Here is a 15,967-nt window from a genome sequence, read left to right as displayed (position 1 = left end):
TATGCACCTGCGCGACCTCACCCGCTACCTGACGGAACTGTCCGACAACAACAACCGCCCGTGGTTTGTGATGAACAAGCCGCGCTACGACATCCTGCGCGAGGAATTCCTGGAGCTGGTGACCCAGGTGATCGCGGAGTTGGGCAAGTTCGATGCCCAGGTCAAGTTCTGCAATCCGAAGAAAGCCATGTTCCGCATCAACCGCGACGTGCGCTTTGCCCACGACAAGAGCCCGTACAAGACGCATTTCTCGGCCGCCATTGCGCCGAACGACATGCGCCGCCCCAGCATGGCGGGCGGCCCGACCTGGTATTTCCAGATCAGCCCTGACGGCGTGCTGGGCATCGGCGCCGGCGAATACATTCCGCCGCCGCACCGCCTGAAGGCCCTGCGCAACCACATGGTCAACGATGCCAAGGGCTTCAAGAAGGCGCTGGCCAACAAGGCGCTGAAGGCGCGCTACGGTTCCATCACCGAAGAACACAAGCTGCAACGGCCGCCGAAAGGCTTCGATCCGGAGCACGAGCACATCGAGTTCATCAAGCTGAAAAGCTTCTTCGTCTACCAGGAAGTGAAGCTGCCGCTGAACAAGCCGGACGAGCTGCTGGGCATGATCGTGGGCGCTTTCAAGGATGCCTGGCCGCTGGTGCAGTGGATGCGCTCAGCCCCTGTCGAAGAGGAGGCCGACGCAGCATGAGCACCCATCGCATCGCAGTCATCGCCGGCGACGGCATCGGCAAGGAAGTGATGCCGGAGGGCTTGCGCACCCTGCAGGCCGCCGCAGCCAGGTTTGGCCTGCCGCTGGAATTCACCACCTTCGAATGGGCCAACTGCGACTATTACATGCAGCACGGCCAGATGATGCCGGCCGACTGGTTCGACCAGCTCAAAGGCTTCGATGCGATCTACTTCGGCGCGGTCGGCTGGCCGGATGCGGTTCCCGACCATATCTCCCTGTGGGGCTCCCTGATCAAGTTCCGCCGCGAATTCGACCAGTACGTGAACCTGCGTCCGGTGCGCCTGATGCCAGGCGTGCCCTGCCCGCTGGCCGGCAAGAAGCCGGGCGATATCGATTTCTACGTGGTGCGCGAGAACACGGAGGGTGAATATTCCTCCGTCGGCGGCCGCCTGTTCGAGCACACCGAACGCGAGGTCGTGTTGCAGGAAGCTGTCTTCACCCGCAAGGGCGTCGACCGCATCCTGCAGTTCGCCTTCGACCTGGCGCAGTCGCGCCCAAACAAGCACTTGACCTCGGCCACCAAGTCGAACGGCATTGCGATCAGCATGCCGTACTGGGACGAGCGCGTGAAAGCCATGTCGGCCAACTACCCGGACGTGCGCTGGGACCAGTACCACGTCGACATCCTGGCGGCGCGCTTTGTGCTGAGCCCCGAGCGATTCGACGTGGTGGTGGCGTCCAACCTGTTCGGCGACATCCTGAGCGACCTTGGCCCGGCCTGCGCCGGTACCATCGGCATCGCACCGTCGGCCAACCTGAACCCGGAGCGCACCCTGCCCTCGCTGTTCGAACCGGTGCATGGTTCGGCGCCGGATATCTACGGCAAGAATATCGCCAACCCGGTCGCCATGATCTGGTCCGGCGCCATGATGCTGGATTTTCTCGGCAACGGCGACGCCCGCTACACCCAGGCGCACGACGCCATCATGCGTGCGATCGAAACCGTGCTGGTCCAGGGCCCGCGCACGCCGGACATGGGCGGCAGCGCCTCCACCACCGAGATGGGCGCGGCTATCGCCGCCCTGGTTTAAGCGCCCAGCAAGGCCTTTACGGCCGGCAGGTAGCGTTCGCTGACCGGCACGCGGTCGCCGCAGCGCAGTACCAGCTGGCTGGCGCCCTCGGCATCGCGCTCCAGCGACGCCACCTCACTTACCCGCACCAGCGCACGCCGATGCACGCGCAGGAAATTGGCCGGGTCAAGGTGCTGCTCCAGCCGCGCCAGCGGCACCCGGTGCAGCACGCGCCGTTGCGGCAAGCGCAGCTCCACGTAATTGCCCGCCGCCTCGATCCACAGCACTTCCGCCACCTGCACGCATTCGATGCGGCCGACCGAGCGCACGTTCAGTTGCTGCAGGTATGCCTGCGCCGTCGGCTCGGCGAAGGCGCGCATCGCGCGCGCATAGGCCGCACGCTGGCGTTGCTCCAGCATGGCGGCAGCCCTTTCCAGTGCCTGCGCCAGGCGCTGGTCGTCGAAAGGCTTAAGCAGGTAGTCCAGCGCATGCACTTCAAAGGCCTCGATGGCGTGCTCGTTATAAGCCGTGGCGAATATCACCAGCGGCGGTTCTTCGCGCCGGGCCAGCTCGCGTGCCAGTGCCAGGCCGGTTTCCTGCGGCATCTGGATATCGAGGAAGACCACATCCACCGAATGAGCGTCCAGCGCCGCCCGTGCGGCGGCGGCGCTCGCGCATTCGGCAACCAGTTCCCAGCCCGCATGCGGCGCGAGGCCGTAGCGCAAGTTGATACGGCCTGGCTCTTCGTCGTCGACGATCAGGGCACGGATCTTCATGAGGCGAAATACATCGGCATGTTGATTTCAGCGACAAAGCGGCCATCCGCCCGCTCGGTGCGCAGGCCGGCCCCGCTGCCACACGCAATGCGCAAGCGGGCCTCGATATTGCGCAAGCCCATTCCCATGCCGGGATTGGGCTCCACCTCGCGCACCGAATTGCTGATAACGATATGCAGCATGCCGCCCTGCTCTGAAAAACGCAGCGCGATATCGCTTTCGCCGTCATGGCAGTCAAGGTCATGCCGCAGCGCATTCTCGACCAGGGGCTGCAGCAACAAGGGCGGGCAATCGGCGGCCAGCACGGTGCCGCTATCGCCTTCGATCGATACGCGCAGGCGTCCGCCGTAGCGCATCGATTGCAGCGCCAGGTAATCGCGCACGAACTGCAATTCTTCCGCCAGCGTGACCCAGTCGCGCGAGCTTGCCGCCTGGGCGTAGCGCAGCAGGCCGCTCAGGCGGCTGATGGCGCTCAGGGTTGCGCCTTTATCGTCCATGCGTACCAGCGCGCTGACGGCGTTCAGGGCGTTGAACAGGAAGTGCGGCTCCAGTTGCCCGCGCAGAGCGGCCAGGCGTTGCTGCTCCAGCTCCAGGCGCAGGGTCAGGTTGTCGGTCTCGCGCGCCCGCTGGATCTGCCAGATGCGGAGGCCGGCCACGGTAACGAAGGTGAAGGTGGTCCAGGTCAGCTCGAGGAAGATGGCGAACCTGCTCCTTTCCTGCTGCAGGGAGACGAACAGGCACTCCAATGGCAGGAACAGGATCAGCACCAGCAGATAGGTGCGCACGATGCCGCGCGCACTGGCCAGCGACTGCGGCCATCGCTCCAGGACGATATACAGCACGGCGCTGAACAACACCATCAGGGCGTGCGCACTGCCCCAGTCGCGCAGCAGCTCCACATAGGAGGGGTTGGCGCCGCGCTGCAGCAGCGAGCCATAGGAGGAGGCGGCGCCGGTCAGGCAGACGACGCTCCATGCCAGCACGCAGATGCCGAGGATACGTAGGAAATGCAAGGTTCTCATGGCTGGACAGTATACCGGCCCTTTTCATAGGTGCCGACAGCCCCCGTCACACGGGCGTCCGCCTTCGTCACACCGGCTTTCCTGCATTTCAGGTCGCCATTTCTGCATTTCGTCGCAGACCGGTAGTGCTGGACACCGCACATATCTATAGTTCAATCAACGAAACGCGAAATGAACTTAACCCAACCGAATGGAGAGCAAAATGAACATCGCCAAAAACATGGAATACATCTTCCTCGCAGCAGTTGCCGTGATCAGCGCAACCGGCTTCGCCACCGCCGCCACCCCGCTGAAGCACAGCGCTCCGGCAGCCGTCGTGGCAAAGGCCGAAGCCAAGGCAATGCCCGTGGTGACCGTCACCGCCAAGCGCCTGACCGCTGCTGAAAAAGCTGCACTGTAATTCGAACGCAATCGAAACTTCACGGAGCCCCGACATGAAAAAGCTTTTCACCGCCACGATGATGACCGCAATGATGTTCGCCGCCGGCGGCGCCCGCGCGGACGAGATCATCACCGAAGCGCGCACTGTCGACGGCCGCCCTGTGAAAGTAGTGCTGGATGGCGTGGTAGACCTGAAGCTGAAGCAAGGCGCACCGGCACTGGTGCTGTCCGGCGACAAGCGCTACCTGCAAAAGATTACGGTGACGCAGAACGGCGACACCATCCGCATCGGTACCGAAAACATGCGCGGCATCCAGATCGGCCCGCGCAACCTGAAAGCGGAACTGACATTGCCGCAGCTGCGCGAACTGGTTTCTGCCGGCGTGGGCTCGGCTGAAGTGAAGGGATTCGACGGCGATGAAGTTCGCCTCTCCCTGGAAGGCGCCGGCGCCGTGAACATGGCCTCGCGCTTCAAGAAAGTCGACGCACGCCTGACCGGCGTGGGCAGCATGACCGTCAGCGATACCCAGGCTGACGTGGTGGACCTGAACCTGAAAGGCGCCGGCCAGATCGCGATCTCCGGCCAGAGCAAGCAGCTTTACGCAAAACTGGGCGGCATCGGCAGCCTCGATGCGAAGCAGCTGCAAAGCGAGAGCGTGGATGCCGACATGACCGGCCTTGGCAGCGCCACCTTCAACGCCAGGACTTCCGCCAACCTGCGCCTCTCCGGCATGGGTTCGGCAACGGTGTACGGCAAGCCGGCCAACCGCCAGTCCACCGCACGCGGCCTGGGCAGCGTGTCCTGGAACTGACGCCAAAGTTTCCCTACCAACTCGTGAGTTGTTTCACGGTGCTTGCCGCCCGCTAACCCCGGGCGGCTTTTTTATTGCCGCATCCTTGCCGAGCACGATGCGCAGTTGCGGCTCGCCGCTGCCGCGTATTTCGACCCGCGTCTCTTCCACGTTGAAGGGGATGGTGTTCGTCAGGCGCACCACCTGCATCCCTTCCGCCCGCAAGCGCTGCGCGACCACTGCCGCCATGCCACGAATGCCGTTGCCGTTGCTGACTTCCAGCCGCGTGGGCGCGTTTGGCGCCGGTACCGGCGGCGGCGCCTTGTCTTCCACTCGCGCGACTTCGACCAGCCCGGCGCTGACTTGCCGCACCTCGACATGCGCCATGCCCGCCGGCCAAAGGCCGCTGCCGGGCGTGCTTCCGGACGCGGCCTGCGTGCCGGCGCCAGGCTCGCTCGCAGCTTCGCGCAACAGGCGCGCATGGCGCATGGCTTCCAGCGCGCGGCCGCTGTCGCCGGTCGTTTCCAGCAGCGCCGCCAGCCGTTCCCAGGCAACCGGGCTGGATGGCGCCATCAGGCAGGCACGTTCCAGTGCGGCACGCGCCTCCTCCAGGTGCCCGCCCAGGTAGTAGGCGTAGCCAAGGTCGCCAAGCAGGGCCGCGCCAGGCGTACGCCGCGCACGCTGTTCCAGCAACGCAATGGCCTCTTCATAGCGGCCATCCCTGGCCAGCGCAGCCGGCGCCGGCGCAGCAGGCGGCGTGGCCGCCACGATGGCGGGGGGCGGCGGCAGCACCGGCGTGCTGCAGGCCGCCACCATCCCCACACAGGCAGCAATGATCGTCTTACGCATGGCAAGCTCCTAACGCGCGCTGTGCGCCACAGGATGGAATACGGCTTTCATCTGAATCGATGCGGGCCCCAGCAACACGATCATCAGCGCCGGGAAAATGCAGAAGATCAGCGGGAACAACAGCTTGAGCGCGACCTTGGCGGCCGCCTCCTGCGCCACCACGGCCCGTTTGCGGCGCAGGTTGTCGGCGTGCACGCGCAGGGAATCGCCCATGCTGGTGCCGAAGCGCTCGGCCTGAACCAGCATCGCCACCAGCGCATCGACATCTTCCACGCCGCTGCGCAGGGCCAGGTTGCGCAGCGCGCGCTCCTTGGAAAAGCCGGAGCGCATTTCCATCAGCACCAGCTGCAGCTCCTGTGCCAGCGGCAGGCTCTTGATGTGGATTTCGCCCGCAACTTTTGCCAGCGCGCGTTCCATGCTCAGGCCCGCCTCGACGCAGATGGTCAGCAAGTCCAGCGCATCGGGCAGGCTTTCGAAGATATCGCGCTGGCGCAGTTCGGCGCGGCGCGCCAGCACGCCGTTTGGCAGGTAGTAGCCGATGGCCGCACTGGCAAACAATGCCAGCAGCAGGTTGCCGCTACGTCCCGCCAGGCTTGCCACCAGCGCAGGCAAGGCCAGCGCCAGCAAGGTCTTGGCGGCAAAGTACAGTTTTGGTGCAGCGGGATGGCGCCAGCCGGCATTCATGAAGCGCGTGCGCAGCGCCGACTGTTCCCAGCCATCTTCGGGCAGCGACAGGCGGCTGAACGGCTCCGCCACGCGCGCCACTTTTTCGATCCACTCGCCCTGGCCGGGCGCAGGCGTCGTTTCGCTGGCGCTGGTGAAGGATTTCAGGCGCTCGCGCAGCGGCACGCCGGACAGGGCCAGCATGGCCCACAGCGCCAGGCCTGCCACCACGGCAAACACCAGCAGCAGGAACAGGATGCCAGACAGGTCGGCGCCGCTCATACGCGCACCCTGATCACCTGGCGCATCCATACCATGCCTACCACCATGGCGCATGCCCCGTACCACAGCATGCGCTGCCCGTTCGGGTCCTGCCACAGCACGGAGCTGTATTTCGGATTGGTCACCTGCATCGCGGCCATCAGGCCAAGCGGCATCAAGGTCAGGACCCAGGCCGACATGCGGCCTTCCGCCGACATCACGCGCACTTGCGCCAACAGTTGCAGGCGCGCGCGCGTCATGCGCGACACATTGTCCAGCAGCTCGGCCAGGTTGCCGCCGGATTCGCGCTGAATCAGCACCGCGATCACCAGGTAGCGCAAATCGGTCAGCGGCACGCGGGCAGCCAGGTTGTGCAGGGCGTCCTGCATGGTGACGCCGAAATTCACCTCCTCGTAAGTGACGCGGAATTCGCCGCCGAGCGGATCGGCCACTTCGTCGCCCGCCATCTGCATCACGTTGGCAAAGGAATGGCCGGCACGCAGGCCGCGCGCGAGGAAGTCGGCCATTTCCGGCAGTTGCGACTCGATGCGGCGTATGCGTGCGGCGCGCGCGCGCAGCAGCGCCACGCACGGCGCTGCCAGGAACAGCAGGCCGACAATGGCCGATGGCAGCGGCGGCATGTGCAAGGCGGCAGGCGCCAGCAAGCCTGCCAGCGCGGCGGCGCCCTGGACCTGCAGCAGGCGCGCCACCTGCCAACGCAGGCCGGATTGCAGCAGCAGCCGGTCCAGCGCGCCGATGTGCGGGATGCGCCGCAGCAGTGCATCAAGCCCCGGCGAGTTCGCGTAGCGGCGCTCCTTGAGGATGCTGATGCCGCCGCCCGCGCCCTCGGTGCGGCCCGACATCAACCGCAGGCGGCGCGCGATGCGCTGCGCACTGTTGCCGTGCGTGCTGCTCCACCACAGCCAGACACCCTCGCACAGGCAGATCACGGCGGCGAACAGCAGCACGGAAAATGCAGTCCAGGCGAAATCCATGACCGCCCCCTATTCGTAGACTTTGCCGGGATCGAAAACGCTGTCGGGCACCGGCACGCCGAACATGCGCAAGCGTTCGGCAAAGCGCGGCCGCACGCCGGTGGCGAAATAATGGCCCTGCACCTTGCCCTGGGCATCCACACCGGTCTGCTCGAAATGGAAAATCTCGTGCATGGCCACGGTGTCGCCCTCCATCCCGGTGACTTCCTGCAGGCTGACCAGCTTGCGCGTGCCGTCGGTCAGGCGCGAAAGCTGCATCACCACCGTGATGGCGGAGCAGATCTGCTGGCGCGCGGTGCGCGGCGTCAGGTTGGCGCCTGCCATGCCGACCATGCTCTCCAGCCGCGACAGCGCGTCGCGAGGCGAGTTGGCGTGGATCGTTGCAAACGAGCCTTCATGGCCCGTGTTCATGGCCTGCAGCATGTCGATCGCCTCGGCGCCGCGCACTTCGCCCAGGATGATGCGGTCGGGACGCATGCGCAGCGCATTGCGCACCAGCGCGCGCTGCGTCACCTCGCCCTTGCCTTCCACGTTCGGCAGGCGCGTTTCCAGGCGCACGATATGCGGTTGGCGCAGTTGCAGTTCCGCCGCGTCCTCGATGGTCACGATGCGTTCGCTGGCCGGGATGAAGCCGGACAGCACGTTGAGCAGCGTGGTCTTGCCGCTGCCGGTGCCGCCGGAGATCAGCACGTTCAGGCGCGCCTGGCCCAGCGCCTTCAGCACTTCCGACATGGGCGGCGTCAGGCTCTTGAACTCCAGCAGTTTTTCCATCGACAGCGGCTGCGCCGAGAAGCGCCGGATCGACAGAATCGGCCCGTCCACCGCCAGCGGCGGGATGATGGCGTTGACGCGCGAACCGTCCGGCAGGCGCGCGTCGACCATCGGGCTTGATTCATCCACGCGCCGGCCCACGCGCGACACGATCTTTTCGATGATCTTCATCAGGTGCGTGTTGTCGTGGAAGCTGATGCCGGTCAGTTCCAGCCGGCCGGTGCGCTCGACGTAGACCTGGGCGTGGGTATTGACCAGGATGTCGGACACGCCGGGATCGGCCAGCAGGGGCTCCAGCGGGCCGAAGCCCAGCATCTCGTTCTGGATGTCGAGCACCAGCTTGTGGCGTTCACCCTGGTTCAGCACGATGCGCTCGTCCTCCACGATGCGCGCCACCAGCAGCGCCAGTTCGTGCTTGAACTGTTCCGGCGTCAGGCGCTTCAACCGCTCCAGGTCGATGCGCTCCAGGATCATCTGGTGCATGGACTTCTTCAGCTCCTGGTAGGCGCCGTCGGCCATCGCCGGGGCGCTCGGCGCCTGCGGTTTTTCATCGCCCAGCGCCAGGCGTTCTCGCAAGCTCATGGTCGGCTCCCCATCAATGTTCGGTTTCGGCGCGGCCAAACAGCCGGTCGAACAAGCCCTTGCTCTCGGGCAGGCGGCGCTCGGTCACCGCCTCCACCAGTTCCGCCAGGCTGCGCGCCACCGGGCTGCTGCGCGCCAGCTGCAGCAGCGGAATGCCCTGGTTGACCGAGTCGGTGGCGGACAGGTAGTCGTTCGGCACCGTATGCAGCACGTCGGCGCCCAGCGCCTGCTCCAGGTCGGCAAGGCGCAGCTTGCCGCCCTTCTCGTAGCGGTTGACGATCAGGCGCGTGCGCTCCTGCGGATAGCCGAGCGAGCGGAAGATGTCGAGCAGGCGGCGCCCATCGCGGATGTCGGGCAGCGCCAGTTGCAGTACCGGGTAGATGGCGTCGGCCTGGTCCAGTGCGCGCAGCGACAGGGCATCGATCTGGCGCCCCACGTCCAGCAGCACATAGTCGTAATGCTGGCGCGCCACGCGCAGGATGGCATCGATATGGTCCGGCTTCATCTGGGTCGCCAGCGCCGGGTCGTCAGCTGCGGCCAGCACGCCGTAGCCGGGCGCCACGTGCACCAGGCAGGACTCCAGGAAGGCCGCGTCGAGGCGGCCGATCTGGCCGCAGATATCGGACAGGGTCATGGCCGGCTTCTGGTCCGACACGTACAGCGTGGCGTCGCCGAACTGGCCGTGCAGGTCGAGCAGCAACACCTTGCGCCCGGCCAGCGCCGCCAGCGCATAGCCGAAGTTGGTGGCCAGGAAGGTGGCCCCGCTGCCGCCCTTGCAGGAAATGAAGGCCAGCGCCTTGCCCTCGCGTACGGCGGTCACGCCGCGCTCGATCTCGATGCGGTCCAGCGCTTCGTGCAGGGCCCGATGCACCAGCGGCAGTTGCAGCACTTCGCGCATGCCGACGCGCATGGCGCGGATCAGCAACTCGTGCTGCGGCGCGCGCGTCAGCAGGATAAAGGAGGTGTCGGGATAATGCCGCGCCAGCGGTTCCAGCAGCTCGGCCTGGGCCGGCTCCACCTCGCTGGCATCGAACAGCACCAGTTCGGGCGGCTGCGGCAGCAGCCGTTCCACCGCATCGCGCAGGTCGCGCCGCGTGGCTGCCAGCTGCAGCGCCGGCAGGCGCGCCGAGCCCTGCGCCGCCAGTTCGGCCTGCAACCGTTCGTCATTGCTGATCAACAGCGCTTTCATGGGACCTCCTTTGCGTGCAGGTTCAGGGACAAGGCGCCTGGCCCGGCGTGTAGCCCAGCGACTCGGCAGGCACCAGGGTGGTGGCAGAAGGCATCAGGTCCGGTACCGGCACCATCGGCAGCAAGGGCTCGTAAGCCAGCGCAGTGCAGGCGGCGCCGCTGCCGCACAGGCGCACCCGCACCATGCTGATGCAAGCCGGGCCATGCGGATCGCGCGCGCAGTTGATGCGGTTGGCCAGCGGGCAGGCCGGCAACAGCGGCAGCGGCGCCAGCACGCCGGCGGCGTCCCGCCACAGGTATTCGATGCGGATATTGGCGCTGCTGACGTTGGGCGCCAGCGGCAGCGCGCCGTCATCGCTGCGAAACAGCGCCGCCTGGCGCAGCGCCTGCATGGCCGCCGGATTGCTGAAGTCCGTGATCGCGGCGGCACGCGCCGCGCGCTGGGTCACTTCGGGCAGCGTGTTCCACACGAACAGCAGGCGGCCGTATTCGAAGATGGCGAACAGCATGGGCATGAACACCGCGCATACCAGGCCGAATTCAACGGTGGCGCTGCCGCGCCGGCGGGCTGTCCTAGTTGTCACGGCCGGCCTCCGCGTACACGACCAGGTTCACCGCGGGATGTCCCAGTTCGACCACGGCCTGGCTTTCGACGGTCAGCATCACGCCGATCTTGCTCGGGACCATGCCCGGCAACAGCTGGTCGCAATGCCCGATATCGCACATGAACTCGACATGCCATGCCTGGGGACCGATGTTGGCGGCGGACAGGGTTTGCCCGATCATCTGCTGGGCGCTGTCCAGCACCACGGTGCGCCGGCTGCTGTCGCGCAGGCTCTCGAGCGGCACCTGGGACAGGAAGCGCGCGGCGTTGCTGGCGGCCCGGTCCGCCGCCGCGCCATCGATCGCCAGGTGTCCCATGTTCAGGGCGAGCGCCAGCAAGGGCGCCAGCCCCGCCATGACCAGGGCGGCTTCGATGGCGGCCACGCCGCGGCAGCGCAGGCGCTTCATCGCAGCAGCTCCACATCGGTTGCCAGCGCTGCCACCTCCTTCGCGCTGAGGATGCCGGCAAACTCGCCCGGCACTTCGGTGGCCGAGGCCTGGGCCGTCATGAAGAAGCGCGCTACCGCCAGCACCGTGCCGTCCACATTCGCGCCAGCCGGAAGCGGGCAGGCCAGCAGGGGCACGTAGAGCAGGCGCCGGTCCTTGCGGCCCGGGTTCCCGGTGGGCGCGGTCATGAAGCCGGTGTTGTTGTACACGCCGCCGGCTGGCCAGCTGGTGCCGGTAGCGCTGAATGCCGGCGACCCGGGATACAGGCTGTTCCAATGGGAGAACTGGAAGTTGCTGTTGTTGCTGCGCCTGGCGGGACCGTAGGCCCACAGCGTGCCGTACTGCGCCGGGGGGATGGCCGGCAAGGGATAGGCGCCGTCGGCCACGCTCACCAGGGGCTTGCCGGCCGCGGGCGTGCTGGCGGCGGCCGCAGCCTGCGGCGGGTAGCTGCTGATCCAGCTCGCCAGGGCGCCGCGGTACTCGCGCACATTGCTGTCCGGCGGCGCCGTGTAAGGGTCGCAGCCGTCGCTGCCGCCGTAACTGCCGAAGCGGGAGTTGAGCTGCTGCCACAGGTCGAAGCCGGCGTTGCGGCGCACATGCAGCGCGCCGGCCAGCGAGTTGTAGGCCAGCTTGCCGGCACACATGAACGGCGCCACCTGGCTGCTGTCGGTGCTGGACGGCAGCGCCGGGCTGCCGGGCGGGCTGGCCGGGTCGACCAGGAAGTACTCGCCGCTGCTGGCGCCCGGCGCCGGGTTCAGGGCCAGCAGGTTGTAGGCGACGCCGAAACGCAGGCCGTACTCGATGCGTTCGTCCAGGCCGGGGCCGTTGTAGCGGGTGGCGACCGCGCTGCTGCTCGGCGCGCAGATCGCCAGCGGCAGCACGCGCAGGCCATTCGGCCCGGCCACGGCGCGCGCTCCCACCGTCGTGGCGTCGCTGCCGCCCAGCAGGCGGCCGAAAGCAACCGGCAGCATGGTGAAGGCTTCCCCCTGCGCGGCCATGTCGGCGCGCGCATAGCGCAACTCACCGGGCGCGCCCTGGGCCGCACTGTATTCCAGCCAGGGGCCGTCCGGGCCCGCAGCAAACGACAGCACGGCGGTATTGAGCCAGACCCGTCCCACACCGCGCACCTGGCGGTTCGCCACCACCACGCTGGCGGCGGAACCTGCCATGACAATGCCGCTCGCGCTGCCATCCAGCTGCTGCGCCGCGCTCAGCGCGACCGTATCGGCAACTTGCTGCAACTGGCTCTGGCGCTGGAAGGCCATCGACAGCTCCAGCGCCAGGCCGCAGACGCCGATCGCCAGCGGCAGCACCAGGGCCGTCATGACCAGCAGCGCGCCGCGCTCATGTTTGCGCTTCATTTGCGTTCCCCCGTGTCCGGCGCCGGCTCGCTGTAGGACTTGCGGTAGCGCGCCTGGGCCGCCGCCGCCGCCGCGCCATCGAGCCCCGCGCCCTCGCCCTCCGGCTTGACCAGGTGGGCCGTGATGACGAACAGCAGTTCGCTGCGGTCGTTCTGGAAGTCGGTGCTGCGGAACAGCGCGCCCAGCACTGGTATCTCGCTGAGAAAGGGCACGCCCTTGATGTTGTTGACCTGGGTATGCCGGATCAGGCCACCGATGGCAAAGCTCTGGCCATCCTGCAGCTGCACCGTGGTGCTGGCGCGGCGCGTGGTAATCAGCGGGAAGATGGCGCGCCCGCTGAAGCTGCCGTTGCTGACGCCGATGCCGTCGCGCGACAGTTCCGACACTTCCGGCGCCACCTTCAGGTTGATGCGGCCGCCGGCCAGCACGGTGGGGGTAAATTTCAGGCCGACGCCGAATTCCTTTTCCTCCAGCGTGATGCGGTTGTTTTCCTGCGCCACCGGAACCATCACCTTGCCGCCGGCGAGAAAATTGCCTTCCTGCCCGCTCATGGCCATGACCGTCGGCTCGGCCAGGATGCGCACCTGGCCATCCTGCCGTTCCGCTTCGAGCCGCACGCTGCTGCCGTTCGATTTCGACAGCGACAGGCCGCTGCCCAGCGTGCCGCTCAGGAAGTCGGCCAGCACCATCGCCGTCCAGCTGCCGCTGGCATGGCGCAGCGCCAGGCCCGCTTCCAGCTTGTCGAGCAGGGTCTTCGACACTTCCGCCACCTTGACTTCCAGCTTGACCTGCTGCGGTGCGCTGACAGCCAGCAGGTTCACCAGGCGCGGCCCAGGCGCCGACGCTTGCGCCGGCGCGCCTTCCTTGCGCGCCAGCGGCTGCGGCGCCTGGCGCACAAAGGCTTGCGCCAGGTCCAGCACTTGCGCCAGGGTGGCGCCGTCGCTCACGCTGCCGCTCAGGGCAATGGCGTCGGCCGCGGCGCTGACCTTGATGCCGCGCTCCTGCGGCAGCAGCTCCGCCAGGCTGGCGCGCAGCGGCGAGACATCCAGGCCCACCGCCACTTCCACCACGCTGCAAGCGCCGGACCGGCCCTGCACGATCAGGTTGGTGCTACCGATGTCCGCGCCGACCAGGTACAGCGTATCGGGCGCCACCAGCGTTGCCTGCAGCACGTGCGGGTTGCCGATGCTGCGCCCGCTCACTGTGTCGGGCAGGCGCATCAGGGTTGACTTGCCGAGTTCCAGCGCCAGCTTGCCGGGAACGGCGGGCGAACCGGCACAGTGCAGGTTATCGCCCAGCGCGGATGCGGCCGGGAGCAGGGACAGGGTCAGGGCCAGCGCGGCTGGCAGGCAGGTAGGTGCGGATCGCATGGCGCCTCCTCACAGGCATTCCTTGCTGCTGCGGTTGCCGTCGATGACGCCGATGCAATAGCGCGCCGGCTCGGCGGAGGGAGGCAAGGCAGCCCGCACCAGGCGCGGCGCCGCAGCTGATGGCGCGGCAGCGGCGGTGGCTGCCGGGGCCGGCGCCATCCCGGTGCCAAGCACGCTATGGCGCGTGGCGCCGGGCGTGGCGCCCGGCTGCGGGTCGACCTGGTTGCGCAGCGCCAGCGACAGCGTGCCGACGCTGCGCGCCAGGTCAAGCTGCTCGGCCTGGGCGGGCGTGACTTCCAGCGTAACGGCATTGACCACGCGCGGCTTGGTGTCGTCGCGCGCCACTTCCTGTGCCACGGCCAGGACCAGGATCCGTTCCAGCACGATCTTCGACACTGCCGTTTCATTGACGCCGTTGCTGCCGTTGTGCTGCGCCGGCGCATACACCAGAATGTCGACGAAATTCCCCGGCAGGGCAAAGCCGGCCACGCCCACCACGTCGTTGACGCGCACCGTGATGGCGCGCTTGCCTTCTGCGATCAGGGCCGACAGGCCGCCCAGCGTGCCGGCCGGCGCCAGCTTGGCCTCCGTCACCGGCTCGCCACGCTGCACGCTGGCTTTCAACACGCGGCCCGCCAGCGCCGCCGGCTCGCGCTGGGCGCCGGCCGGCATGCTGCCGGCCGGCCACTCGGCCAGCGCCAGCATGTCCGGCGCCAGGCGCTGGCCCAGGCCGACATCGGCAGCCGCCACCGCGATGCGCACGGTGGACGTCGCGGGCTGGCGCAACCAGCGCGAGGCCAGCAGCACGGCGGCCAGGCCCAGCACCGCTGCCAGGGACAGCATCAGCAAGCCGCGCCGCCCCTTCATACGGCACCATCGGCAAACATGCTGGACCAGGCCTGGTCCAGCGTGGCGGGATTCAGGCTCGGCACGGTGCCGGCAAAGCCGGCGAATTCAGCCACGCGCGCCACGATTTCGCGCGGCAGGCTGGCCAGCAAGGGCTGGCCGCTGCCCCGGTGCAGTTCGCCGACCAGGTAGGCCAGCGCCGCTTCATCGGCCTCGATGCCGCGCGCCCGGCATTGCTGGCGCAGCAGGCTGCGGTAGCTGGCTTCCGGCAGCGGTCCCAGCGCCACCTTGTAGCCGATGCGGCGCAGCGCCGCGCCATCGAGCAGGGTGTGCGGTGCCAGGTTGGTGGCAAAGGCCAGCGCCGCCTGGCATGGCACGCTGAAGGCATGGCCGCCTGGCAGCGCAAGCTGGTCGGTGCCGCTATCGAGCAACTGTGCCAGGCGGTTCAGCAGCGCGGCAGCCGGCACGCGCTGGCGGCCCAGGTCATCGATGATCAGCAGGCCGTGGCAAGCCTTGAGCTGGGGCGGCGCCAGGTAGCAGCCGCCGGCAGGATCGTGGCGCAAGTCCAGCATGGCACCATCCAGCTCCGCGCCCAGCTGCACCACGGGGCGCTGGCACAGCAGCCAGCGCATGTCGCCGCTGCGTGCGCCGGCAGGCCGCCCCGGCAAGGGCAGGGGCGCCAGGTGCACCGCCGCGTCGTAAAGCTGGATGATGGCGCTGCCTACCGCCACCGCATACGGCACCGCCACCACGCCTTGCAGCAGGCGGCCCAGCTTGCGCGCCAGGGTGGTCTTGCCGCTGCCGGAAGGCCCGTACAGGCAGACCGAACGTCCGGCATGCATGGCGGCGCCCACCAGTTCATGGATGCGCGGCGGCAGGCAGTCGTCGGCAAACACGCTGGCCACGTCGGCCGCCAGCACCGGCGGCAGTTGCAAGGCCTGGCGCTGCAGCTGGGCGCGCCAGGCTTCGAGCGGGACCGGCGCCGGGCCGACATAGGGCGAGCGGTCCAGCCATTCCGCTGCGCGCTGGCGGCCGATGCCGGTGAGCTGGTACTGCACGTCGATATCGGAATCGCCGCGCCACGCCACATCCACCACTTGCTCGCCTTGCAGGCCGTCGAGCACTTCGCGCAGCACATTGATCGACAGGCGCAGGCGGCTGGTCAGCACCGACAGGTGGCATTTGCCGGCGCCCAGCAAGGCCTTGCCCGCCAGCTCGGCCAGCATGGCCGGTTCCAGGCCGGTGTCGCGCACCGTGCGCGGCGGGTTTGGCAACAGCGGCTGTTCATCGTCTGCAAAATCGATCATGGTGT

General features: G+C 67.7%; 17 protein-coding genes. 4 read left to right on the top strand and 13 right to left on the bottom strand.

Annotated elements, in window-relative coordinates:
- Window position 1 precedes the first annotated feature (1 nt).
- Complete coding sequence (locus tag ACN9MW_RS02945; RefSeq protein ID WP_426167421.1) at window positions 2–697, top strand: DUF2461 domain-containing protein; 696 nt, start codon at window positions 2–4, stop codon at window positions 695–697.
- A complete protein-coding gene (locus ACN9MW_RS02940; protein WP_426167419.1) occupies window positions 694–1,770 on the top strand; it encodes a tartrate dehydrogenase in 1,077 nt (358 codons plus the stop codon). Before ACN9MW_RS02945 ends, ACN9MW_RS02940 begins: the two co-directional genes overlap by 4 nt.
- Here ACN9MW_RS02940 and ACN9MW_RS02935 read toward each other — a convergent pair.
- Together ACN9MW_RS02935 and ACN9MW_RS02930 are read right to left on the bottom strand one after the other, a co-directional pair.
- On the bottom strand, window positions 1,767–2,525 hold the full coding sequence (locus ACN9MW_RS02935; protein ID WP_426167417.1) for a LytR/AlgR family response regulator transcription factor: 759 nt from the start codon (window positions 2,523–2,525) through the stop codon (window positions 1,767–1,769). The genes ACN9MW_RS02940 and ACN9MW_RS02935 overlap by 4 nt on opposite strands.
- Window positions 2,522–3,538, bottom strand: a complete 1,017-nt coding sequence (locus ACN9MW_RS02930; protein WP_426167415.1) for a sensor histidine kinase — start codon at window positions 3,536–3,538, stop codon at window positions 2,522–2,524. Before ACN9MW_RS02930 ends, ACN9MW_RS02935 begins: the two co-directional genes overlap by 4 nt.
- 211 nt (window positions 3,539–3,749) lie before the next feature.
- On the opposite strand from ACN9MW_RS02930, the gene ACN9MW_RS02925 reads away from it, so the two are divergent.
- A complete protein-coding gene (locus tag ACN9MW_RS02925; RefSeq protein ID WP_426167413.1) occupies window positions 3,750–3,947 on the top strand; it encodes a hypothetical protein in 198 nt (65 codons plus the stop codon).
- Between the two features lie 34 nt (window positions 3,948–3,981).
- The gene (locus ACN9MW_RS02920) at window positions 3,982–4,740 is read left to right on the top strand and encodes a GIN domain-containing protein (protein WP_426167411.1); all 759 of its coding nucleotides are present in this window, start codon (window positions 3,982–3,984) and stop codon (window positions 4,738–4,740) included.
- Between the two features lie 33 nt (window positions 4,741–4,773).
- On the opposite strand, the gene ACN9MW_RS02915 is transcribed toward ACN9MW_RS02920, so the two are convergent.
- Genes ACN9MW_RS02915 through ACN9MW_RS02865 form a run of 11 tightly spaced genes read right to left on the bottom strand, consistent with a single transcriptional unit; the run spans window position 4,774 to window position 15,962 of the window.
- Window positions 4,774–5,568: a tetratricopeptide repeat protein gene (locus tag ACN9MW_RS02915; RefSeq protein ID WP_426167409.1), complete on the bottom strand. Its 795-nt coding sequence runs from the start codon at window positions 5,566–5,568 to the stop codon at window positions 4,774–4,776.
- A 9-nt stretch (window positions 5,569–5,577) separates the two neighbouring features.
- A complete protein-coding gene (locus ACN9MW_RS02910; protein ID WP_426167407.1) occupies window positions 5,578–6,513 on the bottom strand; it encodes a type II secretion system F family protein in 936 nt (311 codons plus the stop codon).
- The gene (locus tag ACN9MW_RS02905) at window positions 6,510–7,487 is read right to left on the bottom strand and encodes a type II secretion system F family protein (RefSeq protein WP_426167405.1); all 978 of its coding nucleotides are present in this window, start codon (window positions 7,485–7,487) and stop codon (window positions 6,510–6,512) included. Before ACN9MW_RS02905 ends, ACN9MW_RS02910 begins: the two co-directional genes overlap by 4 nt.
- 9 nt (window positions 7,488–7,496) lie before the next feature.
- Window positions 7,497–8,840, bottom strand: a complete 1,344-nt coding sequence (locus ACN9MW_RS02900) for a CpaF family protein (RefSeq protein ID WP_426167403.1) — start codon at window positions 8,838–8,840, stop codon at window positions 7,497–7,499.
- Window positions 8,841–8,853: 13 nt separating this feature from the next.
- Window positions 8,854–10,029 (bottom strand): AAA family ATPase, encoded by a 1,176-nt coding sequence (locus ACN9MW_RS02895; protein WP_426167401.1) that lies wholly within the window; start codon window positions 10,027–10,029, stop codon window positions 8,854–8,856.
- Between the two features lie 22 nt (window positions 10,030–10,051).
- On the bottom strand, window positions 10,052–10,612 hold the full coding sequence (locus ACN9MW_RS02890) for a TadE/TadG family type IV pilus assembly protein (RefSeq protein WP_426167399.1): 561 nt from the start codon (window positions 10,610–10,612) through the stop codon (window positions 10,052–10,054).
- The gene (locus tag ACN9MW_RS02885; protein WP_426167397.1) at window positions 10,602–11,039 is read right to left on the bottom strand and encodes a hypothetical protein; all 438 of its coding nucleotides are present in this window, start codon (window positions 11,037–11,039) and stop codon (window positions 10,602–10,604) included. Before ACN9MW_RS02885 ends, ACN9MW_RS02890 begins: the two co-directional genes overlap by 11 nt.
- Window positions 11,036–12,439, bottom strand: coding sequence for a pilus assembly protein TadG-related protein (locus ACN9MW_RS02880; protein WP_426167395.1), 1,404 nt, complete (start codon window positions 12,437–12,439; stop codon window positions 11,036–11,038). Before ACN9MW_RS02880 ends, ACN9MW_RS02885 begins: the two co-directional genes overlap by 4 nt.
- Window positions 12,436–13,809, bottom strand: a complete 1,374-nt coding sequence (locus ACN9MW_RS02875) for a type II and III secretion system protein family protein (protein ID WP_426167393.1) — start codon at window positions 13,807–13,809, stop codon at window positions 12,436–12,438. The genes ACN9MW_RS02880 and ACN9MW_RS02875 overlap by 4 nt, the downstream gene beginning before the upstream one ends.
- Before the next feature lie 9 nt (window positions 13,810–13,818).
- Window positions 13,819–14,676 carry a Flp pilus assembly protein CpaB gene (gene cpaB / locus ACN9MW_RS02870; protein ID WP_426167391.1) on the bottom strand — a complete coding sequence of 286 codons (858 nt, stop codon included), beginning with the start codon at window positions 14,674–14,676 and terminating at the stop codon, window positions 13,819–13,821.
- The gene (locus ACN9MW_RS02865) at window positions 14,673–15,962 is read right to left on the bottom strand and encodes an ATP-binding protein (RefSeq protein WP_426167389.1); all 1,290 of its coding nucleotides are present in this window, start codon (window positions 15,960–15,962) and stop codon (window positions 14,673–14,675) included. The genes cpaB and ACN9MW_RS02865 overlap by 4 nt, the downstream gene beginning before the upstream one ends.
- Between the last annotated feature and the right edge of the window lie 5 nt (window positions 15,963–15,967).

The organism is Pseudoduganella sp. R-34 (assembly GCF_049904655.1).
Taxonomy (GTDB): domain Bacteria; phylum Pseudomonadota; class Gammaproteobacteria; order Burkholderiales; family Burkholderiaceae_D; genus Rugamonas.
The sequence above is the reverse complement of the archived record's forward strand: the minus strand, read 5'-3'. Positions and strand labels throughout refer to the sequence as shown.

What these genes read in the sequence shown, in the direction of transcription:
- ACN9MW_RS02945 (WP_426167421.1), top strand. Translation starts at nt 2, where the DNA reads ATGCACCTGCGCGACCTCACCCGCTACCTGACGGAACTGTCCGACAAC.
- ACN9MW_RS02940 (WP_426167419.1), top strand. Translation starts at nt 694, where the DNA reads ATGAGCACCCATCGCATCGCAGTCATCGCCGGCGACGGCATCGGCAAG.
- ACN9MW_RS02935 (WP_426167417.1), bottom strand. Translation starts at nt 2,525, where the DNA reads ATGAAGATCCGTGCCCTGATCGTCGACGACGAAGAGCCAGGCCGTATC.
- ACN9MW_RS02925 (WP_426167413.1), top strand. Translation starts at nt 3,750, where the DNA reads ATGAACATCGCCAAAAACATGGAATACATCTTCCTCGCAGCAGTTGCC.
- ACN9MW_RS02920 (WP_426167411.1), top strand. Translation starts at nt 3,982, where the DNA reads ATGAAAAAGCTTTTCACCGCCACGATGATGACCGCAATGATGTTCGCC.
- ACN9MW_RS02915 (WP_426167409.1), bottom strand. Translation starts at nt 5,568, where the DNA reads ATGCGTAAGACGATCATTGCTGCCTGTGTGGGGATGGTGGCGGCCTGC.
- ACN9MW_RS02910 (WP_426167407.1), bottom strand. Translation starts at nt 6,513, where the DNA reads ATGAGCGGCGCCGACCTGTCTGGCATCCTGTTCCTGCTGCTGGTGTTT.
- ACN9MW_RS02905 (WP_426167405.1), bottom strand. Translation starts at nt 7,487, where the DNA reads ATGGATTTCGCCTGGACTGCATTTTCCGTGCTGCTGTTCGCCGCCGTG.
- ACN9MW_RS02900 (WP_426167403.1), bottom strand. Translation starts at nt 8,840, where the DNA reads ATGAGCTTGCGAGAACGCCTGGCGCTGGGCGATGAAAAACCGCAGGCG.
- ACN9MW_RS02895 (WP_426167401.1), bottom strand. Translation starts at nt 10,029, where the DNA reads ATGAAAGCGCTGTTGATCAGCAATGACGAACGGTTGCAGGCCGAACTG.
- ACN9MW_RS02885 (WP_426167397.1), bottom strand. Translation starts at nt 11,039, where the DNA reads ATGAAGCGCCTGCGCTGCCGCGGCGTGGCCGCCATCGAAGCCGCCCTG.
- ACN9MW_RS02880 (WP_426167395.1), bottom strand. Translation starts at nt 12,439, where the DNA reads ATGAAGCGCAAACATGAGCGCGGCGCGCTGCTGGTCATGACGGCCCTG.
- ACN9MW_RS02875 (WP_426167393.1), bottom strand. Translation starts at nt 13,809, where the DNA reads ATGCGATCCGCACCTACCTGCCTGCCAGCCGCGCTGGCCCTGACCCTG.
- cpaB (WP_426167391.1), bottom strand. Translation starts at nt 14,676, where the DNA reads ATGAAGGGGCGGCGCGGCTTGCTGATGCTGTCCCTGGCAGCGGTGCTG.
- ACN9MW_RS02865 (WP_426167389.1), bottom strand. Translation starts at nt 15,962, where the DNA reads ATGATCGATTTTGCAGACGATGAACAGCCGCTGTTGCCAAACCCGCCG.